The sequence below is a fragment of the Janthinobacterium sp. AD80 genome (assembly GCF_002878455.1).
Classification (GTDB): domain Bacteria; phylum Pseudomonadota; class Gammaproteobacteria; order Burkholderiales; family Burkholderiaceae_D; genus Janthinobacterium.
The window spans coordinates 49,498-65,659 of sequence record NZ_NRDQ01000043.1; the positions used below are offsets into that span (position 1 = coordinate 49,498).

Genomic DNA, 16,162 nt, shown 5'->3' on the forward strand with positions numbered 1-16,162 from the left:
GGCGAGCCGCCATGTCGGCGGCGATGATCAGTGCGACAATAGCCTTCCGCCGCGCGCCTTGCCGTGGCACTCTTTTGTGAATCAGCCATGTCTCTTGCTCCTGTCAATACCGCCGTGCCGCCCAAGGCCATCCTGTTCGACCTCGACGATACCCTGTGGCCCATCGCGCCCGTGATCGCCGCCGCCGAAACCTTGCTGCACGACTGGCTGGCCACGCACGCGCCCAAGGTGGCGCAGCAGTTTTCCATCGAGGTGTTGCGCCAGCATCGCCTGGCCATGCTCAATGCGCAGCCGCATTACCATGGCAACCTGATCGAATTGCGCCGCGCCGGCCTGCTGTCCGCCTTCGAGGCGGCGGGCGAGGATACGGCACTGGTGGACCAGGCCATTGCCCAGTTCCTGGCCGCGCGCAACCGCGTGCAGCCCTTTGACGACGTGTTGCCCGGCCTGGCCTGGATGGGCCAGCGCATGCTGGTCGGTTCCATCTCGAATGGCAATGCGGATCTAGACATCATCGGTCTGGCGCAGCATTTTAAAGTCTCCATCGCCGCCAGCGATTTCGGCGTCGCCAAGCCCGATGCCAGCATCTTCCTGGCCGCATGCGCCGCGCTGGACGTGGCGCCGAGCGAGGCCGTGTATGTGGGCGATGATTTGTATTTTGACGTGACAGGAGCGCAAGGGGCCGGCATGCGCGCCGTCTGGATGAACCGCAAGGGCAGCGATGCCCACCTGGCGGCCGGCGTGCAGCCCGACGCCATCTGCGCCAACTTTGATGAATTGCTGCTCTGGCTGCGGCAGCAACTGGAAGATTGATCGCCGCGGGCCGGTCGAACGTGCATAATAGAAGCAGTTGACGCACGCTTGGCCACTTTCGTTGCCGCTTGCTTAACAGAATACTGGCTTAACTCTACACACCATGCAACTCGATACCCGTGCCCAAACACTGCTGAAAGCCCTGGTCGAGCGCTATATCGCCGACGGCCTGCCGGTTGGTTCGCGCGCCCTGTCGAAAATTTCCGGCCTCGACCTGTCGCCGGCCACGATCCGCAACATCATGGCCGACCTGGAAGAACTCGGCTATGTGGCCAGCCCGCATACCTCGGCAGGACGCATCCCCACGCCGCGCGGCTACCGCATCTTTGTCGACACCTTGCTCACCGTCAAGCATCTGGACGAGCATATGGTGGAGTCGCGCATGCGCCTGCAGACGCCGCAGCCGCAGCGCACCATCGCCAATGCGGCGCAGATGCTGTCATCGCTGTCGCAATTTGCCGGCGTCGTGCTCAGCCCGCGCCGCGAATCCGTGTTCCAGCAAATTGAATTTCTGCGCCTGTCGGAAAAGCGCATCCTGCTGGTCATCGTTGCCCCGGGCGGCGACGTGCAGAACCGTTTATTGCTGACGGAAGCGGACTACACGCCCGCGCAACTGGTGCAATCGGCCAACTACATCAACCAGAATTATGGCGGCCTGTCGTTCGACGCCGTGCGCGTGCGCCTGCAGGGCGAGCTGCGCCAGTTGCGCGACGACATGGGCAGCCTGATGCAGGCGGCCGTGGAAGCGGGCAGCGAAGCGATGGCCGACCACAGCGACGACATGGTGATTTCAGGCGAGCGCAACCTGCTTAGCGTGAGCGATTTGTCATCAAACATGAGTTCGCTGCGCCAGATGTTCGACATGTTCGAGCAAAAGACGGGACTGATGCAGCTGCTCGACGTGTCGAGCAAGGCGACGGGCGTGCAGATTTTCATCGGCGGCGAATCGAACCTGGTGCCGATGGATGAAATGAGCGTGGTGACGGCGCCGTATGAAGTCAACGGCAAGATCGTGGGCACCCTGGGAGTGATCGGACCGACGCGCATGGCCTACGAGCGCGTCATTCCGATTGTCGATATCACGGCAAAACTATTGTCCAACGCGCTCAGCCAGCACTAGGCGCTGCAGCGGCGGATGGATGGTTTTGAAGACCATGCCAGCCGCTCCCTGGTGGAAACGGCCGGCATGCCTCAGGCGGTTTTGTGCGGGCAAGCCGTCTTGATGCAGTTGCCATAAATGGCCAGCGCGTGTTCGGCGATCTTGAAGCCGCGCTCTTCCGCTACTTTTTGCTGGCGGATTTCGATGTCTTCGTCGAAGAACTCTTCGACCCGGCCACAATCGAGGCACACCAGATGGTCGTGGTGGGAACCTTCATTGAGTTCGAAAATCGCCTTGCCGGTTTCAAAATGGTTGCGGTTAAGCAAGCCGGCTTGTTCGAATTGCGTCAGGACACGGTAGACAGTTGCCAAACCGACATCCATATTGTCGGCCAGCAGAATTTTGTACACGTCTTCCGCTGTCAGGTGGCGTACCGGGCTACTCTGGAAGATATCGAGTATCTTCAGCCGTGGCAGGGTGGCTTTCAGGCCGCTTGCCTTGAGATCACTAGGATTGTTACTCATGTTTGTTGCTCGTATGTGGGTCAGGTGCTTTATCATATAGCGTTTTAGCGGGGAGTGCCAAAATATGCATTTTTTGGCTGGCCGGTCACTCCTGGCGTTTTGTTCATCAAATTGAGGTCATTTATGCGCGTAACACCGGCTGTATTGCCATCTCTCTGGCAGCGTCTTTCATTTCGAGCCCCAGTCGTGGCAGGCATGGTCTGTGTCGCGCTGGCTTTCTCCGGCTGTGCCAGCCGTGGCATCCTCGGCGAAAAGCCGGCCATCACCCAGAAAGAGGGCACGGAAGTCGTGCCAGAAAAAGGTGCGCAGACCACCACGGTGACGCCGCTGCAGAAATTCATGTGGTTTTTCTCGCCGTATCGCCCTGACATTCAACAAGGCAACTTTATCTCCGAAGAGATGCTGGCCCAGTTGAAAGTCGGCATGACGCGCGACCAGGTCCGCTTCATCCTCGGCACCGCGCTGCTGACCGATATCTTCCATGCCGACCGCTGGGATTATCCATTCCGCCTGGCCCGCGGCAACGGCGAAACCACCAGCAGCCGCGTCGTCGTGTACTTCGACAAAGAAGGCAAAGTGGAACGCTTCGAAGGCGGCAACTTGCCGACCGAGAAAGAATACATCGACCGCATCGCCGGTCCGTCGCCGTTCGCGAAAGTTGCCAAGGCCGAGGTGCCTGCCGCCGTCGTGCCATCGCCCGTGGCGCCTAGCGCCGTGCCGGTGCCGGCCGAAGCCACGCCTGCCGTTCCGGTGAGCAAGCCTGAGCCGGCACCAGCCCCGGCGCCTGCCGCCGAGCCTGCACCTGCTGTCGAACCCACCAAATAAGTTGTTGCAAGAGAATAAAATGACTGAACTGAAAATTGCCATCGCTGGCGCCAGCGGCCGCATGGGCCATATTCTGATCGAAGCCGTCAGCAATGCCCCCGACGCCGTGCTGGCCGGCGCCCTCGACCGCGCCGGTGCGCCGTCCGTGGGCCAGGATGCCGCCGCTTTCCTCGGCAAGCCTGCCGGCGTGCTGATCGAGTCCGACCTGGCCACCGGCCTGGCCGGCGCCGATTACCTGATCGACTTCACGCGTCCCGAAGGCACCTTGCAGCACCTGGCGTACTGCGCCGAGCACGGCATCAAGATGATCATCGGCACCACCGGTTTCGATGACGCGGGCAAGGCGGCCATTGCCGCCGCCGCCGAAAAGACCGCCATCATGTTCGCGCCGAACATGAGCGTAGGCGTGAATGTCACCATGAAACTGCTGGAACTGGCCGCGAAAAGCCTGTCCGAAGGCTACGACATTGAAATCATCGAAGCGCACCACCGCCACAAGGTTGATGCCCCATCGGGCACGGCCCTGCAAATGGGCGAAGTGGTGGCCGGCGCCCTGGGCCGCGACCTGAAAGAATGCGCCGTGTATGGCCGCGAAGGCGTGACGGGCGAACGCGATCCGTCGACCATCGGCTTTGCGACCATCCGCGGCGGCGATATCGTGGGCGACCATACGGTGCTGTTTGCCGGCATCGGCGAGCGCATCGAGATCAGCCACAAGTCCAGCAGCCGCGTCACTTACGCCCACGGCGCCCTGCGCGCCGCGCGTTTCCTGGCCGACAAGCCGACTGGCCTGTTCGACATGCAGGACGTGTTGTCGCTGAAGAACTGAGGAAGACCATGCCCACTGCCATCCTGAATGGAAAAGATATCACCGACGACGCCAGTTTTCACGCGCAATGCGTGCAAGCCTTCGGTTTTCCCGCGTTTTACGGCAACAGCATGGATGCCTGGGTCGATTGCCTCAGCTACCTGCGCGATGATGAAAACATGACGCAGTTCCGCCTGAAGCCAAACGAAGTGCTGGAGATCGTGGTGCAGGATGCGGAAAGCATGAAGGTGCAGGCGCCGGATGTGCTGGAAGAAATGACCTTCTGCATTGCCGGCATCAATGAGCGCTATGAGGATTATGGCGAAAAGCCGGCGTTGAAGCTGCTGCTGAAGTAGGTCGGATTAGCGGCAGCGCCGCGTAATCCGACACATTGTTGGCTGTGCAAGTCGGATTACGCGCAAGCAGCTAATGACCTACGTTCTTCCCCTCAATCGTTACACCACCTTGCGCTCACGCAAGCCGTCAATCTCCCCGCTCTCCAATCCCAGCCACTGCTGCAACACTTCGCCCGTATGCTGCCCCAGCAATGGCGGCGGCAAGCGGTATTGCACTGGCGAGGCCGACAGACGCACGGGATTGGCCACCAGCGCCACCGTGCCCGCCGTCGGATGCGGCATGTCCACTTTCAAGCCACGCGCCACCACTTGCGGATCGGCAAACACCTGGTCGATGCGGTTGACGGGGCCGCACGGCACGGCTTGCGCCTCGAAGGCGCTGATCCACTCGGCCGTCGTGCGCATGACCGTGGTCTGGCGCATCAAGGGGATTAATATTGCCCGGTGTGCCACGCGCTGCGGATTGGTGGCGAAACGTTCATCCTGCGCCCATTCCGGGTGCCCGGCGACGGCGCAGAAGCGGGAAAACTGCCCGTCATTGCCGATCGCCAGAATCATGTCGCCATCGGCCGTCGGGAAGTCCTGGTAGGGCACGATGTTCGGGTGCGCATTGCCCATGCGTTGCGGCACTTTGCCGCCGCACAGATAATTGGCCGCCTGGTTGCCCAGCGCCGCCACCTGCACGTCGAGCAGTGCCAGGTCGATATGCTGGCCCAGGCCCGAGCGTTCCCGTTCGGCCAGCGCCGCCTGCACGGCGATGGTGGCGTACAGGCCCGTCAGGATGTCCGTCTGCGCCACGCCCACTTTTTGCGGCCCGGCGCCCGGCTGGCCATCGGGCACGCCCGTGATGCTCATCAGGCCGCCCATGCCCTGGATCAAAAAGTCATAGCCGGCGCGCGCCGCGTACGGCCCGTCCTGGCCGAAGCCCGTAATCGAGCAGTACACGAGGCGCGGGTTCAGCTCCAGCAAGCTGGCCGCGTCGAGGCCGTATTGCTTCAAGCCACCCAATTTGAAATTTTCCAGCAGCACGTCCGATTCGGCCGCCAGCCGGCGCACCAGCGCCTGGCCTTCCGGCGCGGCCAGGTCGATGCACAGGGAGCGCTTGTTACGGTTGGCGCACTGGAAGTAGGCCGCTTCTGCCGTGTCGCGGCCGTCCTCGTCCTTCAGATACGGCGGACCCCACGAACGCGTGTCGTCGCCGCGGCCCGGCTGTTCAACCTTGACCACGTCGGCGCCCAGGTCGGCCAGCATTTGCCCGGCCCACGGGCCGGCCAGCACGCGCGACAGATCGAGCACGCGCAAGCCGGTCAGCGGCGCGGGCCGCAAGGTGGAAGCCAAGGCATCCATTAGTTGAAGGCGGCGATGCCGGTGATGGCGCGGCCGATGATCAGCGCGTGCACGTCGTGCGTGCCTTCATAGGTGTTGACCACTTCCAGGTTGACCAGGTGGCGGATAACGCCGAACTCGTCGGAAATGCCGTTGCCACCCATCATGTCGCGCGCCACGCGGGCGATGTCGAGCGCCTTGCCGCAACTGTTGCGTTTCATGATCGAGGTGATTTCCACGGCGGGCGAGCCTTCATCCTTCATGCGGCCCAGGCGCAAGCAGCCTTGCAAGCCCATGGTGATTTCCGTCAGCATGTCGGCCAGTTTCTTTTGCACCAGCTGGTTCGCTGCCAATGGGCGGCCGAATTGCTGGCGGTCCATCGTGTACTGGCGCGCCTTCAGGTAGCAGTCTTCTGCCGCGCCCAGCGCGCCCCAGGCGATGCCGTAGCGGGCGCTGTTCAGGCAGGTGAACGGGCCTTTCAGGCCGCGCACGTCGGGGAAGGCGTTTTCTTCCGGGCAAAATACTTCATCCATGACGATTTCACCGGTGATGCTGGTGCGCAAGCCGACCTTGCCGTGGATTTCCGGCGCCGACAGGCCTTTCCAGCCTTTTTCCAGCACGAAGCCGCGGATCGCGCCTTCATCGTCCTTGGCCCAGACGACGAACACGTCGGCGATGGGGCTGTTGGTGATCCACATCTTGGCGCCGGACAGGCTGTAGCCGCCCGGCACCTTGCGGGCGCGCGTGACCATGCTGCCAGGGTCGGAGCCGTGGTTCGGTTCCGTCAGGCCGAAGCAGCCGATGAATTCGCCCGTCGCCAGTTTCGGCAGGTATTTCTGCTTGGTTTCTTCATTGCCGAAGGCGTTGATCGGCACCATCACCAACGATGATTGCACGCTCATCATCGAGCGGTAGCCCGAATCGACGCGCTCGACTTCGCGTGCTGCCAGGCCGTAGCAGACGTAGTTCAGGCCGGCGCCGCCGTATTCTTCAGGTATCGTCGTGCCCAGCAAGCCCAGCTCGCCCATTTCGCGGAAGATGGCCGCATCCGTGCGGCCATGGCGGAACGATTCGAGCACGCGCGGCACCAGGCTGCCCTGGCAATAGTCGCGCGCCGCTTGCAGCACGGCGCGTTCGTCGCCCGTCAGTTGTTCTTCCAGCAGCAGGGGGGAATTCCAGTCGAATACGGTTTTGCTCATCACAGGCCTCGCAGGTGAGCGCCGGTGATCGGCGCAAGATTGAATATGGCTCATGGTAGGTTTTTGCCTAGCCTTGCGCAAACGATTTATTCGCAACCAGATATGCGTAGTGTGCATATCTTACGGCATACTGGCAGCTTTCTCCCTTCGCCGGTGTACCCATGACACGCAAGATCCCCATGCTGCAGGCATTGAACTGCTTCGAGGCCGCCGCCCGCCACCAGAGCTACACGCATGCGGCGCGCGAACTGGCGCTGACGCAAAGCGCCGTCTCGCGGCAGATTTCATCACTGGAAAGTTTTCTCGGCGTGCAATTGTTCCAGCGCACGCGCCACGGCGTGCTGCTGACCACGGCAGGCGCCGCGTATGCGCGCCAGATCGCCGCCCGCCTCGATGGCCTGGAGCGCGACACGCTCGACACCATGGCGCGTCAGGGCGGCGGCGGCACCTTGCAGCTGGCCTCCGTGCCCACGTTTGCCACGCGCTGGCTGATGCCGCGCCTGGCCAGTTTTGCCAGCGAACAACCGGACATCGTCGTGCATATCGACGCGTATACCAAACCATTCATGTTTGCCGATACGGAATACGACGGCGCCCTGTATGCGGGCACGCCCGAGCAGCTGGCACGCTGGCCCGGCACGCGTGCCACTTTGCTCATGCATGAGGAGATCGTGCCCGTCGCCAGCCCCCGCGTGCTGGCGGCGCGCACCGACTGGCAGCCGCAGGATTTACTGGAATTGACCTTGCTGCAGCAGAGCACGCGGCCCGGCGCCTGGCGCCAGTGGTTCGACGCCATGCAGGTCGAGGGCGAGTCAGCGCGCTATGGCGCCCGCTATGAACTGTTTTCCATGCTGGCCATGGCGGCCGTGCAGGGGCAAGGCGCGGTCTTGCTGCCGCGCATGCTGGTGGAAGCGGAACTGGCGCGCGGCGAATTGCGCATCGTGTGCGAGCGCCCACTGCGTGGCCAGCGGGCGTATTACCTGATCACGCCCGAGGCGGCGCATGAAAAGACGGCGTTGCAGCAGTTCCGGCAGTGGCTGCAAGGCGCGGCGGCCTAAAGCACTTTGCCCGCGTCGAAATGGGGATTGTCGATCAGGCCGATCTGGTTGCCGTAGGGGTCGAGCAATTCCACCGTGCGGATGCCTTCGCCCACGTCCGTGATCGGGTGGTGCACGGTGGCGCCCAGCGCGACGATGCGTTCGACTTCCTGCTCGATGCCTTCCACGCCCCAGTATGTCACGCTGCCCTGCGTGCCGGGCTGGCCGTCTGGCAGCAAGCCCAGCTCGAAGCCGCCGATGGCAAAACCGACATAAAACGGCTGGTCGAAATACGGCGCCGTATTGAATACCTGGCTGTACCAGGCCTTGGCCTGGCCGAGGTCGGGGACGGGATAGGTGACGGTACGCAAACCCTTGATCATGTTGTGCTCCTGATTATGTGAAGAATGCCGTCATCATGCCAGCGCTGCGCGCCGCGCGATTGTAAAAATGGAAGATGGTGTCAACCTTGTTTGCCCGCCAGCCAGGCATCGGGCGGGCTGTGGGCGAAATCCTGGAAGTCGTGGATCAGGTGCGACTGGTCGAAATAGCCATATTGCAAGGCCACTTGCGCCCAGTCCGGCGCTCCCGCCAGACCTTGCAAGCCAGTGCTGGCAGCGCGGAAACGGCAGATGCGGGCGAACAGCTTGGGGCTGATGCCGACCTGCTGGCGAAATTGCAGCGCCAAGGTCTGGCGCGATACGCCCAGGCGCCGGGCCAGGCCTTCCACGCGCACTTGGCCGTGCGCGCCTTCGATGGCCGCGATGGCGTGCTGGGCCACGCCGGGTGCGCGCAGCGGCGGTCCGGCGCGCAGGCGCCGCAGCAGATAATCTTGCAGGATCGCCACGCGTTGCGCATCGGGCAGGGGATCGCTCCACAGCGCGTCACCCAGGCGCGCGGCCAGTTCGCGGCCCCACAGCTGATCTAATGCCGTGCGGCCATCGTTGAGCTCACACAGGGGCAGCTGGAAGAAATGCGCCGCCGCGCCCGACTTGAAGCGGGCCGCCACCGTCTGCACCAGGCCCTGGCTGACGACCGTGATCGGTGCCGTCATCATGCCGACGGCAAAGCTGGCGTCCTGCTGGTCCTGGCACAAAATATCGATGCAATTGTCCGGCAAGACCCGGTGCGTGAAAGGCGTGGCGCCCGTGCGCACACGGCAGGTCCAGACACAGTCCAGCCAGGGCCGCAGGGCGGGGATGGGGGCGACTTCCTGGTAGACGATCATGGCCGGCTTGGATGAAAGAACAAGATTGCGTATATCTTACACAGCATAATTGTGCGCCTGCAAAAATATGCCGGCCCGGGCCGCCAGCGCGCCGCGCTATCGGGCGGCGACAACCAGTATAATGCTCGGTTCATATCCACTATTGGCCGGGCCACGCTGGTCGCACATCCATTATGCAAGATAAATATAGTCCCGCCGACGTCGAACAAGCCGCCCAATCGCACTGGAAGGCGATCGACGCCTATAAAGCCGTCGAACACGACCCACGTTTCCCAAAAGGCAAGTATTTTGCTTGCTCGATGCTGCCTTACCCATCGGGCAAGCTGCACATGGGTCACGTACGCAACTATACGATCAATGATGTGATGTACCGCTACCTGCGCATGAACGGCTACAACGTGCTCATGCCGATGGGCTGGGATGCGTTCGGCATGCCGGCGGAAAATGCGGCCATGGCCAACAACGTGCCGCCCGCGCAATGGACGTATTCGAACATCGCCCACATGAAGCAGCAGATGGAATCGATGGGCCTGGCCATCGACTGGTCGCGCGAAATGACCGCCTGCAAGCCCGAATACTACAAGTGGAACCAGTGGATGTTCCTCAAGATGCTGGAAAAAGGCATCATCTACAAGAAGACCGGTACCGTGAACTGGGACCCGATCGACCAGACCGTGCTGGCCAACGAACAAGTGGTCGATGGCAAGGGCTGGCGTTCGGGCGCGCTGATCGAAAAGCGCGAAATCCCCATGTACTACGCGCGCATCACCGATTACGCGGAAGAATTGCTGGCCTACGTGGACGACAAGCTGCCCGGCTGGCCCGAGCGCGTGCGCACCATGCAGACCAACTGGATCGGCAAGTCGACGGGCGTGCGCTTCGCCTTCCCGCACACCATCGCGGACGCCAGCGGCGCCCTGATCGGCGACGGCAAGCTGTATGTGTTTACCACCCGTCCTGACACCGTCATGGGCGTGACCTTCTGCGCCGTGGCAGCCGAGCACCCGCTGGCGATACACGCCGCGCAAAGCAATCCGGCGCTGGCCGCCTTTAACGCCGAATGCAAGCTCGGTTCCGTGATCGAAGCGGACATGGCCACGATGGAAAAGAAGGGCATGCCGACCGGCCTGTTCGTCACCCATCCGCTGACGGGCGCGCAAGTGGAAGTGTGGGTCGGCAATTACGTGCTGATCACCTACGGCGACGGCGCCGTGATGGGCGTGCCCGCGCACGACGAACGCGATTTCGGCTTTGCCAAGAAATACAATCTGCCGATCAAGCAAGTGATCGAGGTAAAAGGCCAGGAATTTTCGACCGATGCATGGCAGGAATCGTATGGCAGCAAGGATGGCGTGTGCATCGCTTCGGGCAAGTACGACGGCCTGCATTTCGCCTCCGCCGTCGATGCGGTGGCTGCCGACCTGGCCGAGCTGGGCCTGGGCGAAAAGAAAACCACGTTCCGCCTGCGCGACTGGGGCATTTCGCGCCAGCGCTACTGGGGTACGCCGATCCCGATGATCCATTGCGCCGATTGCGGCGTGGTGCCGGTGCCGGAAAAAGACTTGCCGGTGGTGCTGCCGGAAGACTGCGTGCCGGACGGCACGGGCAACCCGCTGAACAAATACGAAGCCTTCCTGCAGTGCGACTGCCCGCAGTGCGGCAAGCCGGCGCGCCGCGAGACGGACACCATGGATACCTTCGTCGATTCGTCGTGGTACTACATGCGCTATACCTCGCCAGGCTCGAACGATGCCATGGTCGACGCGCGCAACGATTACTGGATGCCGATGGACCAGTACATCGGCGGCATCGAGCACGCCGTCATGCACTTGCTGTACGCGCGCTTCTGGACCAAGATCATGCGCGACTTCGGCCTGGTCAAGTTCGACGAGCCATTCGTCAACCTGCTGACGCAGGGCATGGTGCTGAACGAAACCTACTTCCGCAAGGACGCGGCGGGCAAGACCACCTGGTTCAACCCGGACGACGTGCGCCTGTCCCTCGATGACAAGGGCCGTCCGCAGTCCGCGATCCTGGTGGCCGACGGCCAGCCGGTGGAAATCGGCGGCACGGAAAAAATGTCGAAGTCGAAGAACAACGGCATCGACCCGCAAGCGCAGATCGAACAATATGGCGCCGACACGGCCCGTCTGTTCACCATGTTCGCTTCGCCGCCGGAACAGACGCTGGAATGGTCGGGCAGCGGCGTCGAAGGCGCGAACCGCTTCCTGCGCCGCGTATGGAACTTCGGCTACGCGCAGTCGGCCACGATTCAATCCGCACTGGCTGGCGGTGCCGCACCGGCCACGGGCGACGCGCAGAAAAACCTGCGCCGCGAATTGCACAAGCTGCTGCAGCAAGCCGATTACGACTTGAAGCGCATCCAGTACAACACCGTGGTGTCGGCCTGCATGAAAATGCTCAACACGCTGGAATCGGCCAAGCTGGACGACAGTGCGCAGTCGAAGGCGCTGATCGCCGAAGGCTTCTCCATCTTCCTGCGCCTGCTCAACCCTGTCGCGCCGCACATCACCCACGTCTTGTGGGAAGAACTCGGTTACGCTGGCGTGCACGGCGACCTGCTCAACGTGGCATGGCCGCAAGTCGACCCGCAAGCGCTGGAGCAGTCCGAGATCGAGATGATGATCCAGGTGAACGGCAAGCTGCGCGGCTCGATCACGGTGGCCAAGGATGCGGACAAGGCCAGCATCGAAGCGGCCGCGCTGGCATGCGAAAGTGTGCAGAAGTATGTCGAGACCACGCCGAAGAAGATCATCGTCGTGCCAGGCAAGTTAATCAGCATCGTGGTGTAATCATGACGACTTCCTCTTCCGTTTCGCTGTTTCGCGGGCGCGCCTGGCGCGCCATGCTGGCCATTTCCCTGACCATGCTGCTGTCGGCCTGCGGCTTTCACTTGCGCGGCTCGAACGGCAGTTTCATGCTGCCGTTCGCGACGATGTACATCGGCTTGCCCGACACGTCGCCGCTGGCGATCGACCTGAAACGCTACATCCGCGCCATCGGCAGCACGGAAGTGGTCGACACCAAGGATGGCGCCGACGCCGTGCTGGAAGTGCTCAGCGATCCGGAGAGGAACCGTACCAAGACCATCCTGTCGCTGAACAGCAATGGCCGCGTGAGCGAATACCAGCTCGGCTACGCCATCAATTTCCGCGTGCTCGATAAAAACGGCAATCAGCTGCTGGGGCCGACGGTCATCAGCCTGGTGCGTCCGATCACTTTCAACGAGTCGCAGGTGCTGGCGAAGGAAACGGAAGCGGCGCAGCTGTACCGCGACATGCGCAACGATATGGTGCAGCAGATCATGCGCCGCCTGGCGGCCATCAAGCCGGTACTGCCGGCCATGTCGGTGGCGCCTGTGAAGCCCGTGACGCCCGTGACGCCGGCCGTCCCCGTCCCGCAGCAGTAACGGGGACGCCATGCAATTGCGGATAGACGCGCTCGATGGGCATGTGGCCAAGCCGCTGGCGCAGCTGTATGTGATCACCAGCGACGAGCACTTGCTGGCGCTGGAAGCGGCCGACAAGATCCGCCGCGCGGCGCGTGCGCAAGGCTATTCCGAGCGCGACGTGCTGACGGTGGAGCGCAGCTTCAAATGGGGCGAACTGCTGGCGGCGAACCAGGAGCTGTCGCTGTTCGGCGATAAAAAGCTGATCGAGTTGCGCATCCCCACCGGCAAGCCGGGCAAGGATGGCGGCGCGGCGCTGCAAAGCTACGCGAAAAATCTCAGCCCCGACAACCTGACCCTGATCACCCTGCCCAAGCTGGACTGGGCCACGCAAAAGGCGGCCTGGGTCGCCAGCCTGCAGCAGGCGGCCGTGTATATCGAGATTCCCAACGTGGAGCGGGCGCAGCTGCCCGCCTGGATCGCCCAGCGCCTGTCGGCGCAGGGGCAAAGCGCCGAACGGGCCAGCATCGACTTCATCGCTGAACGGGTGGAAGGCAATTTGCTGGCGGCGCACCAGGAAATCCAGAAACTGGGCTTGCTGCATGCGGCGGGCAAGCTGACGTACGAACAAGTGCAGGACGCGGTGCTGAACGTGGCCCGTTACGATGTCTTCAAATTGTCCGAAGCCATGCTGGCGGGCGACCCGGCGCGCTTGGTGCGCATGCTCGAAGGCCTGAAGGGCGAGGGCGAGGCGCTGCCGCTGGTCCTGTGGGCCGTCTCCGAGGAAATCCGCACGCTGTTAAAATTGAAGGCCGGCATGGCGCAAGGGCGCCCGCTGGGCGCGCTGCTGAAGGAGTACCGCATATGGGGGCCGCGCGAGCGCATGATGGAACCGGCCCTGCGGCGCATTTCGCTGCCCGTGCTGGAAGCGGCGCTGCAGCAGGCGGCGCAGGTGGACAAGATGATCAAGGGCTTGCGCGCCAAGGGCTACGCGGGCGACGCCTGGGATGCCATGCTGCAGCTGGGCCTGAAGATCGCCAGGGGTTAACTTTTATGGATACGAGCATGGATATCACCGACTATATGCAAGACGTGGGTACGCGCGCGCGCGCCGCTTCGCGCGCCATGGCGCGTGCCGACAGCGCCACGCGCAACCGCGCCTTGAGCCTGATCGCCGCCGCCATCGTGCGCGATGCGGACCTGCTGCGCGCGGCCAACCAGCGCGACCTGGACGCGGCAGCCGCCGCCGGCCTGGCACCGGCCATGCTCGATCGCCTGACCCTGTCCGATGCGGCCATTGCCACCATGGTCGAAGGCTTGACGCAGATCGTCTCGCTGGCCGATCCGATCGGCGAGATCTCGAACATGAAATTTCGCCCGACGGGCATCCAGGTGGGCCAGATGCGCGTGCCGCTGGGCGTCATCGGCATCATCTATGAAGCGCGCCCGAACGTGACGGTGGACGCGGCCGGCCTGTGCATCAAGAGCGGCAACGCGACGATTCTGCGCGGCGGCTCGGAAGCGATCCATTGCAACCGCGCGCTGGCCAAACTGGTGGCCGAAGGCTTGCAGGGCGCCGGCCTGCCCGCCGATGCCGTGCAAGTGATCGACACCACCGACCGCGCCGCCGTCGGCGCCCTGATCACCATGCCGCAATTCGTCGACGTCATCGTGCCGCGCGGCGGCAAGGGGCTGATCGCGCGCCTGATGAACGAAGCCACCGTGCCGATGATCAAGCACCTGGACGGCATCTGCCACGTCTACATCGACGCCAAGGCCGACATCAAGAAAGCGATCGACATCGGCTTCAACGCCAAGTGCCACCGCTACGGCACCTGCAACACCATGGAAACCCTGCTGGTGTCGCGCGCCGTCGCCGCCACCGTGCTGCCGCAGCTGGCCGAACTGTATTTGACCAAGCAGGTGGAACTGCGCGCCGATCCGGAAAGCCATGCCATTCTTGCCGCCGCTGGCTACCCGCATCTGGTGCCGGCCACCGAGGAAGACTGGTCCACCGAATACCTGGCGGCGATTTTGTCGGTGAAAGTCGTCGACGGCATCGACGAAGCGATGGACCACATCAACCAGTATTCGTCCAAGCATACGGAATCGATCATCACGGAAGACTACAGCGATGCGCTGCGCTTCCTGCGCGAAGTCGATTCGGCCTCCGTGATGGTGAACGCCTCGACGCGTTTCGCCGATGGTTTTGAGTATGGCCTGGGCGCTGAAATCGGCATCTCGAACGACAAGCTGCATGCGCGCGGCCCCGTGGGACTGGAAGGCCTGACGTCGCTCAAGTACGTGGTCTTTGGCCACGGTGAAGTGCGCAAGTAATCCTTTTGGCGGGTGGCCAGCAAGGCTGCCCGTTTTCCTTCTTCGAAATCTCTGACACTGGGAACCCCATGCTCTTTCTCTGGACTAAAGCCTTCCACATCATCTTCGTCATATCGTGGTTCGCCGGCCTGTTCTATTTGCCGCGCATCTTCGTGAACCTGGCGATGGAGACGGAAACGGTGGCCACGGAACGCCTGCTGCTGATGGCGCGCAAGCTGTACCGCTTCATGTCCCTGCTGGCGCTGCCGGCGATGGTGCTGGGACTGGCCCTGATGTGGATGCTGTACGGGGGGGGCGAAGGCCGCGTGAAGATGCCGGGCTGGATGCACGCCAAGCTGACCTTCGTCGTGCTGCTGCTGGGCTATCACCATGCCTGCGGTTCCATCCTGCGCAAGTTTGAAAAAGGCCTCAACAAGCGTAGCCACAAGTGGTTCCGCTGGTTTAACGAGGTGCCGGTGCTGATGCTGCTGGTCGTCGTCGTGCTGGTCGTGGTCAAGCCTTTCTAAGGAAACGAGATGAGTGCCAGTCAGAATAAAGTCGTGCAGTATTTCTTCGCGCCCCACTCGCCGTGGACCTACCTGGGCCACGCGCGCCTGATGGCCATCGCCGCGAAGACGGGCGCGCAGATCGACGTGCGTCCCTTCGACCTGGGCAAGGTCTTCAGCGTCTCGGGCGGCCTGCCGCTGGCCAAGCGCGCGCCGCAGCGCCAGGCGTATCGCCTGGCCGAACTGGCGCGCTGGTCGGCCTTTTTGCAAGTGCCCCTGAATGTGCAGCCGAAGTTCTTTCCCGTGTCGCCGGAAGCGGCAGCCAAGCTGATCATCGCCACGCGCCTGGCGCATGGCGTGGACGCCTCGCTGAAGCTGGCGCACGCCATCATGCGCGGCCTGTGGGCTGAAGAACGCAATATCGGCGACGAAGAAACCTTGGTGCAGATCGCCCTCGATACAGGCTTCGAAGGCCGCCAGTTGCTGAAGACGTCGGAGACGGCCAGCGTGCAGGCGGAATACGACGCCAACACGGAAGCTGCCACCGCCGCATCCGTCTTCGGTTCGCCGTGGTACATCGTCGATGGCGAAGGGTATTGGGGCCAGGACCGCCTCGATTTCGTCGAGCGCGCGCTGGAGAAGTTGTAGGTCGGATTAGCGCTCGCGCGTAATCCGACAAGCTCAGTCGCCAGCGCATGTCGGCTTAAGCCCTGGCG

At 62.8% G+C, this 16,162-nt stretch carries 17 protein-coding genes; 12 read left to right on the forward strand and 5 right to left on the reverse strand.

All coding sequences use genetic code 11. The annotated features are described in order from the left end of the window. Positions 1 to 87 precede the first annotated feature (87 nt). Both JaAD80_RS10510 and hrcA read left to right on the forward strand, forming a co-directional pair. A complete protein-coding gene (locus JaAD80_RS10510; protein WP_180979370.1) occupies positions 88 to 813 on the forward strand; it encodes an HAD family hydrolase in 726 nt (241 codons plus the stop codon). Positions 814 to 916: 103 nt separating this feature from the next. Then, positions 917 to 1,933: a heat-inducible transcriptional repressor HrcA gene (gene hrcA / locus JaAD80_RS10515; RefSeq protein WP_102294118.1), complete on the forward strand. Its 1,017-nt coding sequence runs from the start codon at positions 917 to 919 to the stop codon at positions 1,931 to 1,933. 71 nt (positions 1,934 to 2,004) lie between these two features. Here hrcA and fur read toward each other — a convergent pair whose 3' ends face one another. Further along, the gene (fur, locus tag JaAD80_RS10520; RefSeq protein WP_071075246.1) at positions 2,005 to 2,436 is read right to left on the reverse strand and encodes a ferric iron uptake transcriptional regulator; all 432 of its coding nucleotides are present in this window, start codon (positions 2,434 to 2,436) and stop codon (positions 2,005 to 2,007) included. Between the two features lie 99 nt (positions 2,437 to 2,535). Between fur and JaAD80_RS10525 the strand changes: the two genes are divergently transcribed. Genes JaAD80_RS10525 through JaAD80_RS10535 form a run of 3 tightly spaced genes read left to right on the forward strand, consistent with a single transcriptional unit; the run spans position 2,536 to position 4,425 of the window. Continuing rightward, positions 2,536 to 3,261 (forward strand): outer membrane protein assembly factor BamE, encoded by a 726-nt coding sequence (locus tag JaAD80_RS10525; RefSeq protein ID WP_374755237.1) that lies wholly within the window; start codon positions 2,536 to 2,538, stop codon positions 3,259 to 3,261. Positions 3,262 to 3,280: 19 nt separating this feature from the next. Then, positions 3,281 to 4,090 (forward strand): 4-hydroxy-tetrahydrodipicolinate reductase, encoded by an 810-nt coding sequence (gene dapB, locus JaAD80_RS10530; RefSeq protein WP_102294120.1) that lies wholly within the window; start codon positions 3,281 to 3,283, stop codon positions 4,088 to 4,090. Between the two features lie 8 nt (positions 4,091 to 4,098). Then, entirely contained in the window at positions 4,099 to 4,425 is a 327-nt protein-coding gene (locus tag JaAD80_RS10535) for a barstar family protein (protein ID WP_102294121.1), read from the forward strand. A 99-nt stretch (positions 4,426 to 4,524) separates the two neighbouring features. Here the strand turns inward: JaAD80_RS10535 and JaAD80_RS10540 are convergent, their stop codons facing one another. Both JaAD80_RS10540 and JaAD80_RS10545 read right to left on the reverse strand, forming a co-directional pair. Beyond that, entirely contained in the window at positions 4,525 to 5,772 is a 1,248-nt protein-coding gene (locus JaAD80_RS10540; RefSeq protein WP_102294122.1) for a CaiB/BaiF CoA-transferase family protein, read from the reverse strand. Beyond that, a complete protein-coding gene (locus JaAD80_RS10545; RefSeq protein ID WP_102294123.1) occupies positions 5,772 to 6,950 on the reverse strand; it encodes an acyl-CoA dehydrogenase in 1,179 nt (392 codons plus the stop codon). Before JaAD80_RS10545 ends, JaAD80_RS10540 begins: the two co-directional genes overlap by 1 nt. Positions 6,951 to 7,111: 161 nt before the next feature. On the opposite strand from JaAD80_RS10545, the gene JaAD80_RS10550 reads away from it, so the two are divergent. Further along, on the forward strand, positions 7,112 to 8,008 hold the full coding sequence (locus JaAD80_RS10550) for a LysR substrate-binding domain-containing protein (RefSeq protein WP_180979371.1): 897 nt from the start codon (positions 7,112 to 7,114) through the stop codon (positions 8,006 to 8,008). Here JaAD80_RS10550 and JaAD80_RS10555 read toward each other — a convergent pair. Both JaAD80_RS10555 and JaAD80_RS10560 read right to left on the reverse strand, forming a co-directional pair. Next, positions 8,005 to 8,370, reverse strand: coding sequence for a VOC family protein (locus tag JaAD80_RS10555; protein WP_102294124.1), 366 nt, complete (start codon positions 8,368 to 8,370; stop codon positions 8,005 to 8,007). The genes JaAD80_RS10550 and JaAD80_RS10555 overlap by 4 nt on opposite strands. Before the next feature lie 80 nt (positions 8,371 to 8,450). Continuing rightward, on the reverse strand, positions 8,451 to 9,215 hold the full coding sequence (locus JaAD80_RS10560; protein WP_258002919.1) for a helix-turn-helix domain-containing protein: 765 nt from the start codon (positions 9,213 to 9,215) through the stop codon (positions 8,451 to 8,453). 173 nt (positions 9,216 to 9,388) lie between these two features. Between JaAD80_RS10560 and leuS the strand changes: the two genes are divergently transcribed. The 6 genes from leuS (at position 9,389) to JaAD80_RS10590 (ending at position 16,094) form a co-directional block, all read left to right on the forward strand. Continuing rightward, positions 9,389 to 12,028, forward strand: a complete 2,640-nt coding sequence (gene leuS / locus JaAD80_RS10565) for a leucine--tRNA ligase (RefSeq protein WP_102294125.1) — start codon at positions 9,389 to 9,391, stop codon at positions 12,026 to 12,028. A gap of 2 nt (positions 12,029 to 12,030) precedes the next feature. Further along, on the forward strand, positions 12,031 to 12,645 hold the full coding sequence (gene lptE / locus JaAD80_RS10570) for an LPS assembly lipoprotein LptE (RefSeq protein ID WP_102294126.1): 615 nt from the start codon (positions 12,031 to 12,033) through the stop codon (positions 12,643 to 12,645). Positions 12,646 to 12,655: 10 nt separating this feature from the next. Then, positions 12,656 to 13,672 (forward strand): DNA polymerase III subunit delta, encoded by a 1,017-nt coding sequence (gene holA / locus JaAD80_RS10575; protein WP_102294127.1) that lies wholly within the window; start codon positions 12,656 to 12,658, stop codon positions 13,670 to 13,672. A gap of 17 nt (positions 13,673 to 13,689) precedes the next feature. Further along, positions 13,690 to 14,961, forward strand: coding sequence for a glutamate-5-semialdehyde dehydrogenase (locus JaAD80_RS10580; RefSeq protein ID WP_102294128.1), 1,272 nt, complete (start codon positions 13,690 to 13,692; stop codon positions 14,959 to 14,961). 68 nt (positions 14,962 to 15,029) lie between these two features. After that, positions 15,030 to 15,467 carry a CopD family protein gene (locus JaAD80_RS10585; protein ID WP_102294129.1) on the forward strand — a complete coding sequence of 146 codons (438 nt, stop codon included), beginning with the start codon at positions 15,030 to 15,032 and terminating at the stop codon, positions 15,465 to 15,467. 9 nt (positions 15,468 to 15,476) lie between these two features. Further along, positions 15,477 to 16,094 (forward strand): 2-hydroxychromene-2-carboxylate isomerase, encoded by a 618-nt coding sequence (locus JaAD80_RS10590; RefSeq protein ID WP_102294130.1) that lies wholly within the window; start codon positions 15,477 to 15,479, stop codon positions 16,092 to 16,094. Positions 16,095 to 16,162 lie beyond the last annotated feature (68 nt).

Bases quoted from the DNA above. Each gene is read 5' to 3' on its own strand.
- dapB (WP_102294120.1), top strand. From the start codon at position 3,281: ATGACTGAACTGAAAATTGCCATCGCTGGCGCCAGCGGCCGCATGGGC.
- leuS (WP_102294125.1), top strand. From the start codon at position 9,389: ATGCAAGATAAATATAGTCCCGCCGACGTCGAACAAGCCGCCCAATCG.
- hrcA (WP_102294118.1), top strand. From the start codon at position 917: ATGCAACTCGATACCCGTGCCCAAACACTGCTGAAAGCCCTGGTCGAG.
- lptE (WP_102294126.1), top strand. From the start codon at position 12,031: ATGACGACTTCCTCTTCCGTTTCGCTGTTTCGCGGGCGCGCCTGGCGC.
- JaAD80_RS10555 (WP_102294124.1), bottom strand. From the start codon at position 8,370: ATGATCAAGGGTTTGCGTACCGTCACCTATCCCGTCCCCGACCTCGGC.
- JaAD80_RS10510 (WP_180979370.1), top strand. From the start codon at position 88: ATGTCTCTTGCTCCTGTCAATACCGCCGTGCCGCCCAAGGCCATCCTG.
- JaAD80_RS10585 (WP_102294129.1), top strand. From the start codon at position 15,030: ATGCTCTTTCTCTGGACTAAAGCCTTCCACATCATCTTCGTCATATCG.
- JaAD80_RS10545 (WP_102294123.1), bottom strand. From the start codon at position 6,950: ATGAGCAAAACCGTATTCGACTGGAATTCCCCCCTGCTGCTGGAAGAA.
- JaAD80_RS10535 (WP_102294121.1), top strand. From the start codon at position 4,099: ATGCCCACTGCCATCCTGAATGGAAAAGATATCACCGACGACGCCAGT.
- JaAD80_RS10590 (WP_102294130.1), top strand. From the start codon at position 15,477: ATGAGTGCCAGTCAGAATAAAGTCGTGCAGTATTTCTTCGCGCCCCAC.
- JaAD80_RS10580 (WP_102294128.1), top strand. From the start codon at position 13,690: ATGGATATCACCGACTATATGCAAGACGTGGGTACGCGCGCGCGCGCC.
- holA (WP_102294127.1), top strand. From the start codon at position 12,656: ATGCAATTGCGGATAGACGCGCTCGATGGGCATGTGGCCAAGCCGCTG.
- JaAD80_RS10550 (WP_180979371.1), top strand. From the start codon at position 7,112: ATGACACGCAAGATCCCCATGCTGCAGGCATTGAACTGCTTCGAGGCC.
- JaAD80_RS10560 (WP_258002919.1), bottom strand. From the start codon at position 9,215: ATGATCGTCTACCAGGAAGTCGCCCCCATCCCCGCCCTGCGGCCCTGG.
- fur (WP_071075246.1), bottom strand. From the start codon at position 2,436: ATGAGTAACAATCCTAGTGATCTCAAGGCAAGCGGCCTGAAAGCCACC.
- JaAD80_RS10540 (WP_102294122.1), bottom strand. From the start codon at position 5,772: ATGGATGCCTTGGCTTCCACCTTGCGGCCCGCGCCGCTGACCGGCTTG.